This window comes from Halovivax asiaticus JCM 14624 (assembly GCF_000337515.1).
GTDB lineage: Archaea > Halobacteriota > Halobacteria > Halobacteriales > Natrialbaceae > Halovivax > Halovivax asiaticus.
Map to the genome: position 1 here is coordinate 189,179 of NZ_AOIQ01000008.1, position 19,264 is coordinate 208,442.

At 63.0% G+C, this 19,264-nt stretch carries 15 protein-coding genes and 1 tRNA gene; 8 read left to right on the plus strand and 8 right to left on the minus strand.

Annotated features, from left to right (window positions below; genetic code table 11):
* Positions 1-10: 10 nt before the first annotated feature.
* Positions 11-1,504: an HTTM domain-containing protein gene (locus C479_RS04740; protein WP_007698652.1), complete on the minus strand. Its 1,494-nt coding sequence runs from the start codon at positions 1,502-1,504 to the stop codon at positions 11-13.
* 231 nt (positions 1,505-1,735) lie between these two features.
* Here C479_RS04740 and C479_RS04745 point away from each other — a divergent pair, with 231 nt between their 5' ends.
* Positions 1,736-2,914, plus strand: a complete 1,179-nt coding sequence (locus C479_RS04745) for a Fic family protein (protein ID WP_007698655.1) — start codon at positions 1,736-1,738, stop codon at positions 2,912-2,914.
* 692 nt (positions 2,915-3,606) lie between these two features.
* Here C479_RS04745 and C479_RS04750 read toward each other — a convergent pair.
* Positions 3,607-4,533 (minus strand): DMT family transporter, encoded by a 927-nt coding sequence (locus C479_RS04750; protein ID WP_007698657.1) that lies wholly within the window; start codon positions 4,531-4,533, stop codon positions 3,607-3,609.
* Positions 4,533-5,171 (minus strand): nitroreductase family protein, encoded by a 639-nt coding sequence (locus C479_RS04755; RefSeq protein WP_049907074.1) that lies wholly within the window; start codon positions 5,169-5,171, stop codon positions 4,533-4,535. The genes C479_RS04750 and C479_RS04755 overlap by 1 nt, the downstream gene beginning before the upstream one ends.
* An 83-nt stretch (positions 5,172-5,254) precedes the next feature.
* Here C479_RS04755 and C479_RS04760 point away from each other — a divergent pair, with 83 nt between their 5' ends.
* Together C479_RS04760 and C479_RS04765 are read left to right on the plus strand one after the other, a co-directional pair.
* Positions 5,255-5,917 (plus strand): helix-turn-helix domain-containing protein, encoded by a 663-nt coding sequence (locus C479_RS04760; RefSeq protein WP_007698662.1) that lies wholly within the window; start codon positions 5,255-5,257, stop codon positions 5,915-5,917.
* Positions 5,918-6,030: 113 nt separating this feature from the next.
* Positions 6,031-7,470: a pyridoxal phosphate-dependent decarboxylase family protein gene (locus tag C479_RS04765; RefSeq protein WP_007698665.1), complete on the plus strand. Its 1,440-nt coding sequence runs from the start codon at positions 6,031-6,033 to the stop codon at positions 7,468-7,470.
* 420 nt (positions 7,471-7,890) lie between these two features.
* Here C479_RS04765 and C479_RS04770 read toward each other — a convergent pair.
* From C479_RS04770 to C479_RS04785, 4 genes are all read right to left on the minus strand, one after another.
* Positions 7,891-7,961: transfer RNA gene (locus C479_RS04770), tRNA-Gly, on the minus strand.
* A gap of 83 nt (positions 7,962-8,044) precedes the next feature.
* Positions 8,045-8,713 carry a class I SAM-dependent methyltransferase gene (locus tag C479_RS04775; RefSeq protein ID WP_007698668.1) on the minus strand — a complete coding sequence of 223 codons (669 nt, stop codon included), beginning with the start codon at positions 8,711-8,713 and terminating at the stop codon, positions 8,045-8,047.
* A gap of 66 nt (positions 8,714-8,779) precedes the next feature.
* A complete protein-coding gene (locus tag C479_RS04780) occupies positions 8,780-10,882 on the minus strand; it encodes a type II secretion system F family protein (protein WP_007698671.1) in 2,103 nt (700 codons plus the stop codon).
* A complete protein-coding gene (locus tag C479_RS04785; protein WP_007698674.1) occupies positions 10,879-12,945 on the minus strand; it encodes a type II/IV secretion system ATPase subunit in 2,067 nt (688 codons plus the stop codon). Before C479_RS04785 ends, C479_RS04780 begins: the two co-directional genes overlap by 4 nt.
* Positions 12,946-13,255: 310 nt before the next feature.
* Between C479_RS04785 and C479_RS04790 the strand changes: the two genes are divergently transcribed.
* From C479_RS04790 to C479_RS04805, 4 genes are all read left to right on the plus strand, one after another.
* A complete protein-coding gene (locus C479_RS04790; RefSeq protein WP_049907089.1) occupies positions 13,256-13,726 on the plus strand; it encodes a DUF5793 family protein in 471 nt (156 codons plus the stop codon).
* 87 nt (positions 13,727-13,813) lie between these two features.
* Positions 13,814-14,980: an ABC transporter ATP-binding protein gene (locus C479_RS04795; protein ID WP_049907075.1), complete on the plus strand. Its 1,167-nt coding sequence runs from the start codon at positions 13,814-13,816 to the stop codon at positions 14,978-14,980.
* Positions 14,981-15,037: 57 nt separating this feature from the next.
* Positions 15,038-15,316, plus strand: coding sequence for a UPF0058 family protein (locus tag C479_RS04800; protein WP_007698682.1), 279 nt, complete (start codon positions 15,038-15,040; stop codon positions 15,314-15,316).
* A 194-nt stretch (positions 15,317-15,510) separates the two neighbouring features.
* Complete coding sequence (locus C479_RS04805; RefSeq protein WP_007698684.1) at positions 15,511-17,907, plus strand: DUF7527 domain-containing protein; 2,397 nt, start codon at positions 15,511-15,513, stop codon at positions 17,905-17,907.
* Positions 17,908-18,059: 152 nt separating this feature from the next.
* Here C479_RS04805 and C479_RS04810 read toward each other — a convergent pair whose 3' ends face one another.
* A complete protein-coding gene (locus C479_RS04810; RefSeq protein WP_007698687.1) occupies positions 18,060-18,365 on the minus strand; it encodes a hypothetical protein in 306 nt (101 codons plus the stop codon).
* Between the two features lie 328 nt (positions 18,366-18,693).
* Here C479_RS04810 and C479_RS04815 point away from each other — a divergent pair.
* A partial coding sequence (locus tag C479_RS04815; RefSeq protein WP_007698690.1) for an adenylosuccinate synthetase occupies positions 18,694-19,264 on the plus strand: 571 nt, incomplete at its 3' end.

Here is a 19,264-nt window from a genome sequence, read left to right on the forward strand (position 1 = left end):
CGGTGAGTGCTCAGTCACAGGTATGCGAGGCGAGCCGGTGGGGGACCGGCTCCCCCACGGGCCCCGTCTCGTCGACCGACTGGTCGACACGATAGAGCGTGACGGACCCGACGGTCGCCGGCGCCTGATCACAGGCGTACCGCGCTGCCGATTCGGCGACTGCGGGACCCGATCCCTTCCCTTTGGAGCCGTATCGCTTCCAGAGTGTCGAGGGATAGCGGTCCATAGCGTCCGGTGGTCGATCGAACGCCGCGGGGCCGCCGTCGACGAGATCGATCGACTCCCCGCCATCGCTGTCGGCCTCGGCGACGTACCAGCTGTACGACGAGGGTGGATCGGGAGCGAAGAATTTCCAGCTACCACGATCGAGGGAGTCGTCCGCGGCCGCCGGCGCATCCACGACGTCGGCCGTGACGAGTTGCCACCCGACCGTGGCCGCCAGTGCCGCAACGAGGATGACCGCGGCCGCCGGTCGGATCCAGTGACCGGTGAACGACGGGAGCGACCCTCGCCGTCGCGTCGCAGCCGAATCCGCCGTCGACGACCACGTGACCTCGTCGAGGCGCGCGGCGAGCGCGCTCTCGGCGACGGCGCGATCGACGCGGTTCCAGATCCCGGGCGGCAGGAACGGGAGCACCGCGACGCACATGATGAACGGAAACGCACCCAAACGCATCGTCGCTGCCATCCCGAGGTGGGCCGTGACGTAGGCGGCCACAACGGCGATCCTGGCCCTGCCACGGAGACAAACGAGGCCGACGGACGCGACGAGCGTCCCAACCCACAGCCAGTTGATCAGGGTAACCAGGGCCGTGTGCGAGACCAGGGTGGGTCCGAGCAGATAGGCGAAATCCTCGAGACGAAGGATGCGACGAACGGCGATCCCGCTCATCCAAGCGTCGCTCTGGAACTTTAACACCGCGTTGATCGCGTAGATGACGGCGACGTGGGTCAGAAGGACCGCCGTCGCCGGTGAGAAACGGCGACCGGCAGCCTGGCCGCCGCGAATCCGAACAGCCCAGCGCGAATCCAGTGGGAGGGCTGCGCCGAACAGGAGCAGCGAGATGAGGACCGTATCGCCGCCGTTGACCAGGAACGGGTTACGCGCGTGCATCGACGTGAGCAGGATTGCGAGGAGCACGGCGGCGATCCGTGCGCGATAGCCCACGAGCACGCAGCCGGCGACGGCGACCGTGCACCCGACGAGCAGCGCCTGAACCCAGGCCGCTCCGCTCGCGGCGTGGAGGGACCATCGCGCGAACGTCGGGTAGACCTCAGCGAGCGCGCTCCGTGAGAGGACACCTCGATCGGTGTAGAAGGTGACGAGTCCCGGGAGCCGGAGGACGAGCAGGTCGAAGAGAGTGACCAGCCCCAGCCCGATCCGAAACGCGGCGATCGCCCGGACGTCGATACCAAGTCGCGTACGGAGACGAGCGAGCGCCGTGGCTGTCGTCGTATCATCGCCAGTCGTACCCGCCATCCGCTCGAGCTGGGACCCCGCCATGGCGACGTGTGATCTGGCCGACGGTTCGCAACCCCACCATAAGGAAGTTCGCGTTCACGGGCCGTAGTCAGACATGGAAACGGACCAGCGACGTCGACGCAAACACCGAGAATCGTGTGCGATGTACCCATTTCGGGGAACGGCGTGCATACACTACTCAGTTCGTGGCCCATTGTATGCATACATCCCCGACAAATTCATACACAAGGAGTTTGTATGAGCTATGGATGCATGGAAGGTGATGAACTGGGTGAGTCGGCGCCGGGGACGCTCGTTCCATACGGTCGGAAACCCTACTACAGGCCCGACCCCCTTCCCCCATCGCGCGATCTCGCACTCGACGGATCGTTCCACGAGATGCTCGCGGACGCGACGTTCTGGCTCGGTCGACTCGGTGGCATCAGCCAGGAAACCGACTTTCCACCGATTCTCTACACCTCGCTCCTCCGGAAGGAGGCGATGGAATCTGCAGAGATCGAGGGTGCAGACGTCGATTTTAACGCCCTCTACAGCCTCGAAACGCAGGAGTTCGACGAGAGTAACGAAACCGGTAGTGAGCAGCGAACGCCGGTGCGCGAGACGAAAGATACCCGCGAGGTGTTGAATTGCGAGCAGGCTGTCACGGAGGGGATCAGCACGCTCGAAGGCGGTTCGGAACTAAGCGTCGGATTGCTTCACGACCTCCACGAGACGCTCCTCTCGGGCGTCCCAGCCGAACGAGTCGAGACGGAGACGATCGGTGCGTTCAAAACCGCCCCAAATCATCTCGGGGAGTTCCTCCCACCAGTGCCCAGTACCGTCGATGGGCTCGTGGACGCGCTGGTGACGTACTACCGGACCGGCGGCAGGTATCATCCGCTCGTCGATATCGGCCTGTTTCACTACCAGTTCGAGACGATTCATCCGTACGGCGACGGCAACGGTCGACTCGGCCGAGTACTCATCACGCTGGAGTTGTGCGATCGGGGTTTCCTCGAACGGCCGAATCTGTACCTGAGCGAGTTCTTCAATCGCAACAAGGCGACGTACGTCGACCGGCTCACCGCGGTCAGAACGGGTGGCGAGTGGGAGGCGTGGCTCTCGTTCTTCGTCGAAGCGATAGCCACACAGGCCGAGGAGGCCGTCTCGCGGACCCTCGCGCTCGACGCGCTTCGCCAACGCTACGAGGCCGAATACGGAGACAGCACGTACGCGAAGGACCGACTCGCCCGTTCGCTCTTCGAACGGCCCTACCTGACCACGAAGACGGTCCAGACGATGTTGGACGTCGAGCAATCGACCGCCTCACGTGCGATTAGCGCCCTCGAAGCCGACGGAGTCCTCGAAGAAGTCACCGGAAAGGCGCGGAACAAGGAATGGCGTGCGCGGGAACTCTTCGAGATTCTCGAACGCCCGCCGGAAACGTACTGAATCGGTCGTCCATCACGGACAGTCGATCCCTCGCATCGACAACGGCCCGAACCAACCCGTGGTCGCGAGCCCACGTGCGTCACGCCGACTCGCATCCACCGCCCGACTCATCAGCTGCCGAAAACTCCAGCCTCCCGAGCGCGGCCACACAATCCACGCAGATCAGCTTCGCCGAATCCCGGTACTGGTCCGACAGCGTCCCCTGATGGAGCGCTTCGAGCCGGATCCAGTGATCCGCCGTGAGTCACACCTCACAGCGCTCACACGCTGGCTCCGGCGTGGGCGCGTCGTAGTCGTAGCGCCCCATCACCGGCCCTCCAAATCGACAGTGTCGATGCTTCCCGCCTCATCGAGGCTGGAGAACGTGATCGAACAGTGCAGTCGCTGTTTATGCAACCTGCTGGCGAGACGTTTTTTGTCTCGGTGGTGTATTTCGAGTCATGGTGACCAAGCGCTGGCTTGGAAGCCACGTCTGGGGTGGTGGACTCACCCGGGACATTTCTGAGGCATGTCCTCGCACGAGATGGAGAGCGTGGCTTCCATTCTGACGGATATCGTTATAGAATATACAACTATTGGACATAGTGAGAAATAGGTGAGAGGAATACAGTTCCGAAAATGAGAGCAAGCGGAGGAGATACCCAGCAAACATTTTCGCGGAGAAGTCACTGTTGGGACTTTTTGGCGATGTTCTATGACGCTTGCGGATCACCGAATGTGAGGAGGCCGACGCCAAGTGCGATGAGAAGACCACCGATGGCAAGGCCCTGTGGCGGCGCTTCTCCAAGGAGAAAAACGGCAATGGGGACGCCGACAACGGCACCGACCGAGCCGAGGAGGCTGAGATAGATGGGTCCGCCGTGCTTCTGGAGGAAGAAGAACAGGAGATACATACACGAGAACGTCAGCGTCTGCGCGATGATGAGAAGGACCGGCACAATGTTTTCTGTCGGCACCACGAGGGAGAATCTCGACACACCTCCCAAAAGAACCCCCGTGATCGCACCGACGACCAAGAGCATGAGCCCGGACGCGGCGAGCATTCCGGGCGCAAGCTCGTCGGGGGCGGCCCCTTCCGGCCAGCGGAGTGTCCGATAAATATTCCCGACAGCGAGGAGGACTGGTGCAGTGAGCGTTGTGACGATCCAAAACGCGTCGGCATCGGGTTCGGAGAGCTTGAGGGCAGCAAGTAAGGCGGCGCCCCCCAGTGCAAACGCAACACCTGCCGCGCGACGAGTCTGGAACTCCTCCATACCGAGGAGCAGTGCGCCGAGGTACGTGAACAGGGGCGGGAACGCAATTGAGAGCGCGACAAAGCCGGCTCCGACGCGGGGGACTGCAGCGAAGGACAGGAGATTCGGCACGGCAACGCTGACGAGGCCAGAAACTACGAAGTACTCGATAGTGCGGGCATTGATCGGGGGGAGCCGATGGCGGACGGCCCCGATCACAGCGAGGACAGTCGTGGACCCAACGAGCGACCACGCGAGGAAAGCCAAGGGCTCGAGGCCGACGCCGGCGGCGATCTTCGCGAGATTGGTCGAGAGGCCGAGGAAAACGCCCGTGGCGAGGAGGAAAGCAAGCGGAATTACCCAGTTCGACTCGGTTGGAGTAGTCATTACTCGTCTCCCTCCTCCGAAACACTATCGAACGCTCCCTGGTTGACGATATCATCCAAGGACTTCCTGTCACTCGGCTCTTCACGCTCCTGGAGGTCAGCTGGGAGTGATTTCGCAGGGCCTCGAATGCCGATTGCGGCCATCGCCTCGATCGTGTAGACCGCAGGAATGGAGAGGGTTGCTGCTGCCCGCTCGTAATCAAAGCCACCAATTCCGTGGACGACCAGCCTGCGCCTGGCTCCTTCAAGCGCGAGATTTTGCCACGCGGCGCCCGTATCAAACGAGTGCGTTCGTGACGGTTCCCCGTTGTAGTCGACTGTTGTTTTTGAGAGGATGACGACGAGCACGGCTGCCCGTTTGGCCCACGTTTTGTTTTCTGCCGAGAGAAAATCGAGATAGGCATTCCAGTGGTCGTCCTCTCTGGTCGCGTAGAGGAACCGCCATGGCTGATTGTTGTACGACGATGGTGCCCATCTTGCCGCCTCGAACAACGGCATGAATTCATCTTCATCTAGTGGCTTGCCAGTCATCGCTCGTGGCGACCAACGGTTCACGAACAGCGGTGCGATGTCATAATTTGGCGTCCGGTGGTCACGTACATCGGTGTGAATCCACCCTTCTGAATTCCACGTAGGCATGGTGGATAGTAGCTGAGAGGCCGCCCTGTCATCACGCGTGAATAACTTTCTGTCTTTAAGTGACCCGACAGCTAACAATCGATATGCCCCGCATCCAGTTGCAGGTCAACGGTGCCCCAATGGGTGATTGGCTAGCCGACACCTCTACCGAATTCCCCGACGCTGAGTTTAAACTGTTGGCGTCCCGACCAATAGATGGCCGCTTGCTCGAAATCGTCGAAGTATCGATCCCGGACGGAGATGCCCTCGTTCACCATCTCGAGAAGTCCTCCGAAGTAGGATCGTTTGAGGTGATTCATACCGACGAGGGTATGGTGCTGGTTCAGTTCGTGATTCCCATCTCGGAGACATATGCAGCGTTGAGTGCATCTGGGATCCCGCCACGATATCCGACGCTCCTCCACGATGGATGGTACTCCAAGGAGATAACGGCCTCACACGAACGATTGGCGAAGTATACGGAGGAGTTAGACAACACAGATATCCCGTATCAGATCACGTCGTTAACCCAGTCGCATGATTCGAGCGAGCTGCTCACGGAACGCCAATGGGAATTCATCACTGAAGCATTCGAGCAGGGTTTCTACGATATCCCTCGGGACTGTACACTTACTGAGCTGGCAGAAGAATTCGATATCAACATCTCGGCAATCAGTCGATTGCGTCACCGGGCTGAAAGCCGGATTATCCAGGAGTTCGTCGTAGGGGCAACTCCAAAATCAGGCCAGACCAGTGTTCCGGAATGAATTTCGGATGGCCTGGTGGCGATTTCAGTTACCGCCCCAGTCCGAAGTTCGAACAAATGGTGTCAGGCAAATAACAATCAATGCTCAAAGTCGCCGCACCCGATAGTTCACCCATGAATCGCTCCAGTCTACCAGATTCAGCGTTCATCGACCCAAGCGGAGCAAATACCGAGGCCGCGCGTGGCTTTGCAGAGGAGGTCCTCGACCAGCTTCTCACACAACTCGAAACCGCCGACGACCGCTCACCGTTACCTGCAGAGTCGACCACCCTCTCTGCTACGATCTCAGAAGGGCCGCGATCCCCGGACGACCTGCTTGAGGATCTTGAAAAGGCCGTCGAAGGATCGATGAATCCCGCCCATCCCGGATACATCGGCCATATGGACACGATGCCGACGACAATCTCCATACTCGGCGATCTCGTCGCGTCGGCGATCAATAACAACATGCTGAGCGTGGAGATGTCACCGGTGTTCTCCGAGTTGGAGGTCCAACTGACCGAGCAAATCGCTGCCGAGTTCGGCCTCGGGTCCGACGCTGGCGGCGTGCTCGCCAGCGGCGGCAGTCTCGCGAACCTCCACGCGCTGACTGTCGCCCGAAACCAGATGTTTGACAGTCACGCGGACGGGCTCACTGAGGAGGACCGTAAGCCGGTTTTGTTCGCCTCGGAGGTAGCTCACACCTCACTTCAAAAGGCTGCGATGATACTCGGCTTGGGGACGGACGCTGTGGTACCGGTTGAAACAGACGAGAGCTCTCGACTGAAACCGATCGCGCTAGAGCGGGCCGTGGAGCGAGCGAAACGGAATGAGCGAGCACCGTTCTGTGTCGTCGCAACGGCCGGTACGACGACGACCGGTAACATCGATCCACTGCCAGCGATCCGGGATGTCACCCGTGAGTATGACCTGTGGTTCCACGTCGATGCGGCCTATGGCGGGGCGCTCGTGTTCTCTGAAGACGAACGGAGCCGACTCGATGGGATCGAGGCCGCTGACTCGGTGACGTTCAACCCGCAAAAGTGGTGTTACGTCGCGAAGACCTGTGCGATGGCGTTGTTCACCAACGCCGACGTGCTTCACGAGGACTTTCGGATCGGGGCACCGTACATGCGCGGCGACGATGCTATTCCAAATATCGGTGAACTGAGCGTCCAAGGCACCCGACGGGCAGCAATACTGAAGCTCTGGCTCACCTTCCAACATCTCGGTCGTAACGGGCTCCGCCAACTGATCGACGAGAGCTACCGGCTGACAGCCATGATTCGCGAACGCATCGTCGGACACGACGCATTAGAGCTGGCCAGCGAACCGGAGATGAATATCGTTTGCTTCCGGGCGGTGCCCGAGTGGTGTCCGCCGGAAGGACGGGACGACCTGAACAGCCGACTTCAACAGGCGTTGCTCTCTGAGCACGAAATCTTCGTGTCGTTACCAACCTATCGTGACAGTCAGTGGCTGCGAGTCGTCCTCCTGAATCCGTTCACCGGAGAAGACACTATTCAGCGGCTTTTCGGCGGGATTGATACATTCCTAAACGCAGAAGAGACATAATATATCTGCCCCAACATCCTGAAGGGGAAATTCTTCCCACAGCCGTCTTTCGAGATTATGAATTACCTGTTGTAGAAGTGACGGCGTTCACCAAGCACGAAGCGCTCGGGCCGACGACCGACCCAGAAAGCGCGACGCTATGCGCCGCGAGAAGTCGAACGGTGAAACCGTGAAACGCGGGCGGAGCGAGCGGTGAGGAAGGAGGAGTGCTTTTGATCAACATTTTGCCGAGTGGCGGCGGAACGTGCGCCAGCAACGCTGGCGTCGTTCCGCCAGAACGTAGCGCAAAAGGTTGATGCGCGGAGGGGGATTTGGACTACGCGAAGACGGTCCTGCTCACTTCGTTGCGCGGGCTGCGACTTCTCTACTTCAAATCCCTCGGACGATTGCTGCTGCTCGCGGGTTTGCTCGCAGCAGCAATGCGCGGAGGGGGATTTGAACCCCCGCCATGAGCTTGGAAGGCTCAGGTCCTACCACTAGACCATCCGCGCTCCATCCCCCGATTGTTGGTGCTCGGTTAAGAGAGTTCTCTTTTCTCGGAAGGGCAGGGTGGTACTGGCGGGTCGGGGCAGCGTTATTGGGCGCCTGCGACCGTCGCGTAGCAGTTGCCGCTCGAAACCTCCCACTCCAGCAGGTTCAGCTCGCTCGCTTCGAGGTCCCGTTCGAACTCGTCGGGGGCGTAGATGTGGTAGAAACGGCCCACAGACTCGCCGCCGGGGAGCGTCCACTCGACCGTCGTGTCGAAGCCGGTCGCATCGGCTTCGGTGGCGTCGTCGAAGCGGTCGTGGGCCGTACTCCAGGCGCTGACGAGCGCCCGGCCGTCGGGTGTGAGGACGCGCCCGAGTTCGTCGAGACTGCGGCGGCGATCGGCCTCGGTCGGCAGGTGGTGCAGCGTGGCAACGTAGACGGCCAGGTCGACCGTGTCGTCGCGGAGGGGAAAGGCCGCGGCGTCGCCCTGGATCAGAGCGAGGGAGACTTCGAAGTCGCGCTCGGCGGCGCGGTCGCGACCGGTTTCGAGGAGCGCACGGCTCGCGTCGAGGCCGACGACGTGTTCGACGTGGTCGGCTATGACCTCCGCGTGCCGGCAATTGCCACAGCCGAGGTCGAGGCCGCGATCGAACGACCGGTCGGCGGTGACCCGGGCGACGAACTCCTCGACCTCGGGCCAGGCGTACTCGCGCGTCGTCGCGAAGTGACGCCCAATGCGTTCGTACGTGTCGCGGACGTCGCGCCGGCGGGACATGTCTCGGGGTGGGGCAGATGGACCAATAACGGATTCGGTCCGCGACGACGCCCGTTCGGCGCCCGACTAGAGGACCAAGGTGAAGAGAACGAACGCGATGAAGGTCATCAGCGTCGCGTGCTTCGCCCCGGAGCGAAGGTCACCGGAGGCGAGCTGGCCGGCGACGAAGCCGGAGGTAGCCCCCTGGATCACCGTCGCGTGGTAGAACAGCGTCATGTAGACGTCGGTGTCGGTCGTCCCGAGCGCGGCGATCGGCCCGTCGAGTTGCTGACCGGTCGCCTCCGTCACCGACTCCGTGGGGAGACTCGGGAGCAGGTACGCCGAGAGGACAGCGATGATGAAGATGAAGACGAGGAAGGAGACGTAGACGACGACCATGTACTCGGTCATCACCTGCTTGCGCTCGCGATCGAGGCGCAGATCCGCCGAGGCCTGCCGGGAAGCGATCCGCAGCACCGTCGCGAGATCGCCGCTGGCGTTCATCGCCTCGGTCAGGAGTGTCACCATGCGGGAGACGGCGCGGGTACGAACGCGGTGCTCGAATCGCCACAGCGACGTCTGGAGGTCGGCCCCCCAGCGGACATCCGCCCAGACGCGATCCAGTTCGTCGTCCAGCACGCCGAGATCGGACTGGCGAACGCGATCGACAGAGGCGATGACCGACATCCCGGCCTCGTTCACGCTGGAGAGCCGATCGAGCAGGTCAGGGACCGCCCGTTCGATCGCACTGATTCGGTATCTGTGGCGTTCGTAGACCACCGCGTACGAGCCCATCACGACGAGTGCGAGCACTACCAGCGCGTCTTCGATCGCCGTGATGCCCGCCTCGAGCGCTCGCGGAATCAACAGGAGGACGATCACGGCCGCCAGGGGAAGCGTCACCCACAGGAGTCGGTCCGGCCGGTCAAGCAGCGTTCGGAACGGGCTGGCGAGCACCCCTCGAACCCAGCGCAAGCGCTCGTAGATCGCCAGCCGATGTCGCGTCGGTGAGAGGGACCCGTCGACAGGATCGACGTGGCCATCGCCCAGCGCCGACGCGCCCGTCACGACGGACCCACCGTCCGGGAGGGTCGCACGGGAACCGGGACCGAGTGCCCCCTCGCTCGGCTGATTCGACCGACCGGGATTGATCGAATCGGTGACGGTGCTCAGGTAGACCACGAACGCGAGGTTGCCGAACGGGAGGATGACGTAGATGACCGCCCGGAGCGAGTCGACCGTGTCGCCGACGGAGAAGCCGATCACCACGAGGATCGTGATGAGAAAGAGCGGGCCGGCGACCAGCACGGTGACGTAGGCCTCGGCCAGCGTCGCGAGCATGTTGAGGATGCTCTCTTGCTGTGATTCGGCCTCTTCCTGGTAATCGTGGTACTGCCGTTCCAGAAACTCGGAGAGGCTGTGGCCGCTCTGGAGGACACTCACGAGGTTCTCGGTGAACTCGCGAAACTGGTCGCTGGCCGTTCGCCGCCCCATCAACTGCAACGCTGCGGTAACGTCCATCCCGAAGGCGTCCATGTTCGTGACGGCGACATCGAACTCCGCGGCCGCCTGTCCGTACGCGTCGCCGTTGCGGGCGACGATTCGGATCGCCTCGGTGAACTCCATCCCGCTTCGTGAGAGCGCGTAGCAAAAGGCGACCGTCGACGGCAGCGACGCCTCGATCGCGCGCGCCCGCCGGGAGGCCACGTAGCCCGGATACCACCAGCGCAACCAGTAGGTGATCCCCCCGAAGACGACGCCGAGCGTGAGCCCAGAGACGAGGAGGAGTCCGAGCAGCGTGGCCGGAGTGGCGTTCCCCACAGCCGCGATCGCCGAAAGCGGGGCGAGAAGGTCGGGCAACGAACTGCGAAGCGTCGCCGCATCGATCGAGAGGCCCGTCAGGACGGCCCAGATCAGGTAGACGCCAGTGACGCTGCCGACGAACCCGCCAAGGAGTGCGTAAACGAACGACCGAGCCCCGTATTCACGATAACTCGCTGGCGCGTGTGCCGCACGGAGCGCCGCCTGGCGCTGCGGGTGTTCGCTCCGGAACTCGTCGACGTAGTCGCCGAAGGCGTGAATCGACAGTCGGGTCAGGACCCGATCCACGGAGGGAATTACCTGCGCCAGGGCGAACGGGAGCGTACACAGCACGGCGACAGCGAGCGGCAGAAGGGCACCGGGATTCATCGGTCTGACTCCGCCGACGCATCATCCGGTGTATCTGTCGCTTCGTCGGTGGGAGTGTCAATCGAGTCGTCGGTGGAGTGGTCGATCTGTTCGACGCTGGAAGCGTCGGGCGAGTCGTCGGTGGGGTGGTCGCTCGGTTCGTCGATGGAGGCATTGGTGGGTTCGTCGGCGGGGGCCCCATCGGGTCCGGATCCGGAACGGGCTGAGTCGTCGGCGAGTGGGGACGATTCCGCCAGGTCCCACGACGACGCACCGTCGGTCAGGTCGTCACCTGATTGGGCGAGGGCAGCGGGTGCGTCGGGACGGTCGTCGTTCGAATCGTCGTCGGCCTCGATCGCCGTTGCGTCGGTTCCACCGTCGTCAGATTCGTCACCGGTATCCGTTCGGCCGGCCGGACTCGCCTCGATCGCGTCGTCGCGGCCGATGCGCTCGAGGACGGCCGGCTTGTCCGCGTAGTACTCGTTGACGAGGGCGGTAAAGCGCCGGTAGTCCGAGAGGCCGCGGTCGTGGACGTACTCGAGGAATGCCTCGCGATTCTTTCGTTCGACGCGCAGCTCGCGTTCGGTCCAGCCGCGTTGCTCGCGGATGTCCGACAGGATCGAACTGCCCGATTCGGAGAAGGTGTCGGTCTCGCCGTCCCAGGTGTACGCGGTAGAGTAGTCGAGTTCGCCGGTCCGCTGGTCGATGCCCTCGATCTCGGCTAGCGTGTCGTTCCGGCGGACGCGTTCGCCGTCCTCCAGGCGCGTGAGCGTCTGGACGGCGAGGATGTCGAGGCTCTGGACCATGGCCCGCGGGACGTTGATCGGCTCGTTCTCTAAGCGATTGATGACCGTCTGCACGGAGTCTGCGTGCATCGTCGAGTAGGTCGTGTGGCCGGTGTTCATCGCCTGGAAGAGCGTGATCGCCTCCTCGCCGCGGACCTCCCCGACGGCGATGTACTCGGGGCGGTGGCGCAGCGCCGAGCGCAGGAGGTCGTACATGGTCACGTCGGTCCCCTCGTGGATGCGTTCCCGGGTGACCGACGAGAGCCAGTTGTCGTGATAGAGCTGGAGTTCCTGAGTGTCCTCGATCGTGAGGATCTTCGAGCGGGGCGGGATGAACATCGAGACGGCGTTCATGCTCGTCGTCTTCCCCGACGCGGTGCCGCCGGCGAAGATGAGACTCTTGTTGTGCTCGATCGCCAGCCACAGGTACGCGAGTTGGGCGACGTCGAACGTTCCGTACTCGATCAGGTCGACCGGGGTGAACGGTTCGTCGGAGTACTTTCGGATGGTGAATGCCGATCCTCGCGGCGTGACCTCCTGGCCGAGCGCCAGTTCCGCCCGCGAGCCGTCGGGAAGGGTCGTCTCGACCATCGGATCGCCGATCGAGATGTGGCGACCCGAGCGCTGGGCGAGGCGGACGACGAACTGATCGAGCGTGTCGGCGTCGAACGAGACGTTGGTCTCGATGTCCGTGTACTCGTCGTGATAAACGAAGATCGGGAGGTCGTAGCCGTCGCAGGAGATGTCCTCGACGTGCGGGTCGTGCATGATCGGGTCGAGCCGCCCGTAGCCGAGGAAGTTCCGGTGAGCGTAGTAGAAGAGGCGGTAGAAGCACTCGACGGAGACGTCGACGCCGTAGCGTTCGAGGAGTTCCAGCAGCGCCTCTCGGAGCCGCGTTTCGGGGTCGACGTCGCCGCCGTCGCGATAGATGAGCGGGTCGCGGATGTCCTCGAGGACGGTATCGAGGAGGGCGCGTTCGTCCGTCGAGAGCGACGGTTCGACGACGTGGTACCGGAAGGCGTTCCGCGCCGGATCCTCGAGGATCGCGACGAACGCGAAGGGCGCGTTCACCCAGTAGCGCTCGCGTTCGATCGTTCCCTCGACGCCGTCGAAGGCGACGAGCGGCTCGTGGACGGTCGGATCGTACCGACCTATGTCGATCCGCGTGCCCCGTATCACGTCGCCCAGTGCCGACAGCGAACGTCGAACGTCGTCGAGGCGGTCGCTGAGTGTCGCTCGGATCGACGACGGGTCGGACGCCGGATCGTCGGCGTGCTGACTGGGGTCGTGTTGGTCCATCGGGGGTCACGGGACGTCTCGGGTGACTGTCTCCGATATGGGGGTGGTGACCTCTTAAATCAGGTGGCCGGGAACCCGAGCACGTCGAGGGGCGATAGTGACTCGGATCACCCGATAGTAGCAACTCAGATCACCCGGTGGCAGCAAGTGAGATGTGTTCGGTCGCGATGGCGAGGAGGCCGCAGTGGACTGGCCGATACCCCACGAGACGGACTGGTCCGAAACGGAACCGATCAGCGAGCAGTCCGATTCGTTTCGGTGGCCGTGGGCGTTACGTTCATACCGCCGGGGACCCAACATCGGGTATCGAATGAGGCGCGAACACATCACGCTCTCCGTCGACGACGTCGAGTGGGTCGACGCCGACGGCGATCCCCGAAAACCGTCGGTCACCATCGACTGCGCCGAAGACGGGCCGGATCTGCGTGACCGCCTCACAGGTCCAGGCGACGAGTTGCTTGCCGCCGACGAGACGGACGTCGCCCTCCGCCTGCAGGGGCCCGTCGACACCGACGCGACGGGCGTGGTCAGCGTGACCGATCGCCTGACCGGCGACTTCGTCCTCGAGTTGAACGTCGACGCCGACGACGTGCTCACCTTTATCACGGCCGCGCGGCGCTACGGCGAACAGACCAGCGACGACGACGGCCGGTACGACGTTACCATCAAGATCGACGGGGAACATCTGATCAGTTACGAGAAACAGACGTTCCTCGTCTACGACGAGGAGGGGAGTCTCCTCCGCCAGCGGAGCCTCATTCCCGGCGGCGTCGAACTCTGAGCAGTTCGTCGCAACCGGCAACTATAAGTCATTTAGGGCCACCTAAATAGACGAGTGCCGGACCCGACCGGACAGTTCGAGACACCCATGGCTCAGAGCACGGGACGAACGGAGACGATCACGACGGAGACGGCGTCATCGCAGGAAAGATCCGATGAGCGCCAGGACGAGCCCGTCCTCTCGCTAGAGGCAATCGAACACAGCTACGGGACCGAGTGTGTCGTCGAATCGTACTCGCTCGAGGTCTACGACGGCGAGATCCTCACGCTGCTTGGTCCGTCCGGCTGTGGAAAAACGACGACGCTCCGACTCATCGCCGGGCTCGAATCGCCCGACGCGGGCGAGATCCAGCTACACGGCACGGTCGTCGCCGACAGCGATCGATCGGTGGCACCCGAAGATCGTAACGTCGGCGTCGTTTTCCAGGACTTCGCGCTATTTCCCCACCTCACCGCCGCCGAGAACGTGCGATTCGGCATCGACGACTGGCCGACGGACGAACGCGACGAGCGCGTCGCCGAACTGTTGGATCTCGTCGGGCTCACCGATCAGGCCGATGCCTACCCTGGCGAGCTCTCTGGCGGCCAGCAACAGCGGATCGCCCTCGCCAGGTCGATCGCCCCGGAACCCGACCTCCTCTTGCTCGACGAACCCTTCTCGAATTTAGACGTCGATCTCCGCGTGGAGATGCGCGAGGAGGTCCGACGTATCATCAAGGAAACCGGCGTCACGGCGATCTCGGTCACGCACGATCAGGAAGAGGCCCTCTCGATCTCCGATCGCGTCGCCGTCATGTACGACGGACAGTTAGAGCAGGTCGGCGTCCCCGAAACGGTCTTCCAACAGCCGACTTCCCGGTTCGTCGCGGGCTTTCTCGGTCACGCGAGTTTCCTCTCGGGGACCGTCACCGGCGATCACGTCGACACCGCACTCGGTCGCGTCCTCCGTGACGACGTCGGCGGCCTCGTCGAGGCGTACGACAGCACGGAGGTCGATCTTCTCGTTCGGCCGGACGACGTGACGGCCTATCCGGCGACCGGCGCCGAAACCGACGGCGAGGTGATCTACCGTCGCTACCTCGGCCCGACCGTCCTCTATCGCGTCGAACTCGACGATGGGGAGACGATCGAGTGTATGCACAACCACTCGGATCGCATCCAGCTTGGCCAGCGCGTCGGCGTCCGGGTGACGGCCGATCACGAACTCGCCTGGTTCCCCGCTGAACAGCGAGAGAGCGCCGATCCGGCCGATTGAGTGGGGAGACGCCCCACGGCGCAAAACGCTTAACATGGAACCGTCCGTAGCGAGCGTATGCACAAAGACGAGCTTCTCGAATTGCACGCCGAACTGGTGGTCATCATGGAGTACTTCTCGGAACAGGAAAGCGTCGACGAGGGGCTCTTCGACGCCTACCACCAGATCGACGTCGATCCGGACGACGCCCACAAATCCAAGAGCGAACACAAACACGCCGTGTTCGTCCTCGGAAACTCGCTGGCGAACGCGATGAGCGAAGACGAGTTCTCGAGTGCGGGTCGGATCGGCAAGCGGATGAAAGAACTCGCCGAGGACGCCGAGTCGAAGATCTGATCGGACGAACTAACTCCTGATCGGCAACTGATTGGCTGGGTCCTCACCGGTACCTGACGAGCTGACCCGTAACCGGTAACTGACGAGTTGGCTTCTGACCGGCAACTGGCACACACGGGACGACCGTCGGTTCGTCGCCCCCATTTCCCTTCGACAGGCGAAACGGTTATGGTCGGGTTACCGTTTGTTTGCGTATGGACCCGCGCACGAAAGAGCGCGTCGAGCGGTGGGAGTCGCGGCCGTTTTCCGGCGGCAAAGACGCGCTCACGACCCTCGCCGACGACACGTTTTCCGGAGCCGTAACGGCGGCCGGCGTCTGGGCGTTCATGCTGAACGGCCGGATCGTCGGCGTCGCCGACGGTTCGATCGAGACGCTCGTGGACGCCTCCGGAACCATCTACGAGGCCCCCGCCGACGCGCTTCCCCTGCTTGCTGCGATGCAGACGCAGGGAGGCGACCCGCGAGCACAGTACTACACCAACGATACCGCTCTCGCATCGGTGGATCGCAAACTGCAGCAGGGGTCGTTCACCGGCTACGTCGAACTGAGCGAACAGGTGCTCTCGGGCGACTACTACCTCGTCTACTACGGCGGCAAGCGCATGGCCGCCGCCTACATCGGAAACGCCGAGCGCCTGCTCACCGGCGACGAGGCGTTCGAGCGCGCCGACGACGAGATTGGCATCTACTCGGTCATCGACGTCGACATCTCCGTGACCGATGTCCCCGGTCACGCGTCGGCGAACGAAACTGCCACCACGAGTCCCGAGGACGCCGCGCGGACGAACGACACTGCAGCCGACACAGCGGCGGGCACAGCGAATTCCGCGGCCGGGACAGATTCCACCACCGTTGCGGGCACCGGCTCCGGTGACCGGCTCTCCACAGGCGAGTCGACCGATCCCGCGACGGCTGTGACCGACACAGACGGACCAGTCGGGCAAGACGAGCCGTCCGCCGGGCGAACGCCGAGCGACGAGACGACGGTGAACGCGACCGGAACCGACATTGAACCGTCCGAGACCCCGGAAGAGACCCGATCCGAGAAAGTGGCGGACGACGAGTCGGTGACCGAAGACACAGAAGTGTCCTACAGCGACACCGAAACCGGGACGGCCGACTCGACGGCGGCCGCCGAATCGACGAACGCCGGCGGACAGCCGGAGGAAGAGCCCGCAACGACCGAATCGACTGCCGACCGGCCGGGGATCACCACCGAACGGGAACCCACCGAATCCTCCGCAACAGGCATCACGACCGGCGAAGATTCGACAGGAGGCGATCGGACAACGGTCTCCGGGTCAGCCTCGTCGGATACCGGGTCGGGCGATCAGCGAACCGAGACGGCCCCGACCGAATCGGACGAGCACGACGAGCGCCTCAAAGAAGAAGAGCGCTGGCGCGAAACCCGACAGATCCCCTCGATCGATCCCGAATCGTCGAGTGAGGACACGAACACACAGAGTTCGGCCGGTCGTGGCAGCGCCCGCTCGCAGCGTGGCCAGTCCGAGTCGGACACGAGTCGCTCGCAGTCACAGGCCGATAGCTCGCGCACACGAGACGGGCCGACGCCGGCGGACGTCGCCTCGACCGAACAGGCACTCCGGTCGGACATGCTCGAACGCGAAGACAAGATCGATCACCTAACCCAGCGGGTGACCGAGCTGGAGGAAACGCGCAAGCAACTCGTGCGCGAGCGCGACCAGTTGCAGAGCGAGAACGAAGACCTCACAGCGCAGGTCTCCCAACTCCAGTCGACGATCGAGGAGCTCGAGGCCGAGCTCGAACGGGTCAAGTCGCAACCGGCCCCGACTGGTGGGGACGCTCCGGCGACGCCGACCGAGTCGACGCCCAGTGAGCCGGAACGCACGCTCACAGCGCAACAGGCACTCGAACAGACGAACGTCTTCGTTCGGTACGGCTCGAAGAGTCAACCGACGCTCGAATCGGCCCACGAAGGCGAGGGCTCGCGTGGCGATCTCGACCGCAACCTGCAACTCGAACGGCACACGCAGTTCGACGCCGAGACGACGGCCGTCGACGGACAGCCCTACGACTCGTTCGTCGAGGCGTCCATGCAGTACCGCTTCGTCGAGTGGCTCGTCGGAACCTGTCTCTTCGAGATCAGGGAGACCGGCAACGCCGCCGATCTCGCGGACCTCTACGACGTCATCCCGCGTATCGACCGCATCGAACTTGCAGCGACCGTCTCGCTCGAAGAGGACGACAGAGCGGACGTCCCCGATCAGGTGACGTTCGACGTCGCCGCGTTCGACAAGCGCGGGACGCCCCTCGTCGTCGCGAACTGTAACGATTCGCGCGACCCGGCGACAAAAGGGATGCTCGAAGGGCTCGAGGCCGACGCCTCGGCTGTGTGTGCGAACTATCCCGACCTCGGCGCGGCGGTCGTCGTCACGTCCAGTTTCTTCGACCCCGGCGCGCTCGAACTCGCCGAAGAGGTGACGACGAGTGGCTTCCTCAGTCGCAGTTCGAAGGTCAGCTACGTCAACCTCTCGCGAAAACAGGGCTATCACTGCTGTCTCGTCGAATCTCGCAGTGGCGGCTTCCACATGACCGTCCCCGAGCTGTAGGGCTTCACTCGGCTACCGGCCGCTTCGCCTCGAACCGTCTCTGATGGCACCGGTCGTTCGCGGGGCTCGATTCCGACACTCGGGAGTACGGTTACCGCAAACGGGACTCAGAATCAGTGAGAGCAAAATGGCCGTTGGCGGCCAGGAGGATATCAGTTCTCGGCTTCGGCGGTGTTCTCGATCTTCATCCGTTCTAAGGTCTCAGAGATGCTGTCGATCTTGTCGTCGAGGTCGGCGACGAAGTCTTCGGTCTCCTCGGTCTTGATCGCTCCCTGGCTCGACGGCTCGATGAGATTCTCCTCTTCGAGGACGCGCAGCGAGTAGCGAACTTTGTGGTGGGGGTAGCCGGTCTCGTTCGACATCTTGACGATCCCGATCGGTTCGTTCTCGAGAACCATTTTCAGGACCTGCAAATGTCGTTCCAGCATGTCTACCTCCTTCTCCAGTCGGTCTATCATGGCATTTGTTAACTTGTCGTTGCCCCTTTTAAAGCTTTTCGTCGGGACGGCCGCAAGACGATAGGAAGGGTTTCGACGTGGCAGGGGTTAACACTTCTGGTCGGATCTGAACCGAGTCGGTGACACCGCGCGATCGGACCGGATGGCGCCAGTGTGAGCACCGACCCGTCTTCGTGATAGCACCGGTGGCGAGGGGGTTGCCGGCTGTTCGTCGGGAAGGAATCCTCGTCAGATACGACAAGCGTTCGTCGTCGATGGAGGGCGGCACCGATTCATCGACGGAGGGATCGTAATCGGTTTATCGACCGGGAAAGAAGCCGTCGCTGTCATGACCGTCACTATCGTCGGGTCACAGCTCGGCGACGAAGGGAAGGGCGGCGTCGTCGATATCTACGGTGAGGCAGCAGACGTCGTCGTCCGGTATCAGGGCGGAGACAATGCGGGCCACACCGTCGTCTCCGACGGCGATACGTACAAGCTCTCGCTCGTTCCCTCCGGTGCCGTCCGGGGCAAGGTCGGGGTCCTCGGCAACGGCTGCGTGGTAAACCCCGAGACACTGTTCGAGGAACTGGACGAGCTCAGATCGCGCGGGCTCGATCCGGACGTGCGCGTCGCCGCTCGGGCGCACGTGATCCTCCCGTACCACCGCGTTCTGGATGGGATCGAAGAAGCCGAGAAGGCGGATCTCGCGGCCGGCACGACCAAGCGCGGGATCGGCCCGACCTACGAGGACAAGGCCGGTCGGCGCGGCATCCGCGTCGGCGACCTCCTCGATCCGGAGGTGCTTCGATCGCGTCTCGAGTACGTCGTCCCGCAGAAGCGCGCGCTGGCGCGCGACGTCTACGGCACCGAGCTCGACGACGCGTTCGACATCGAGGAACCTGTCTCTTATACACATC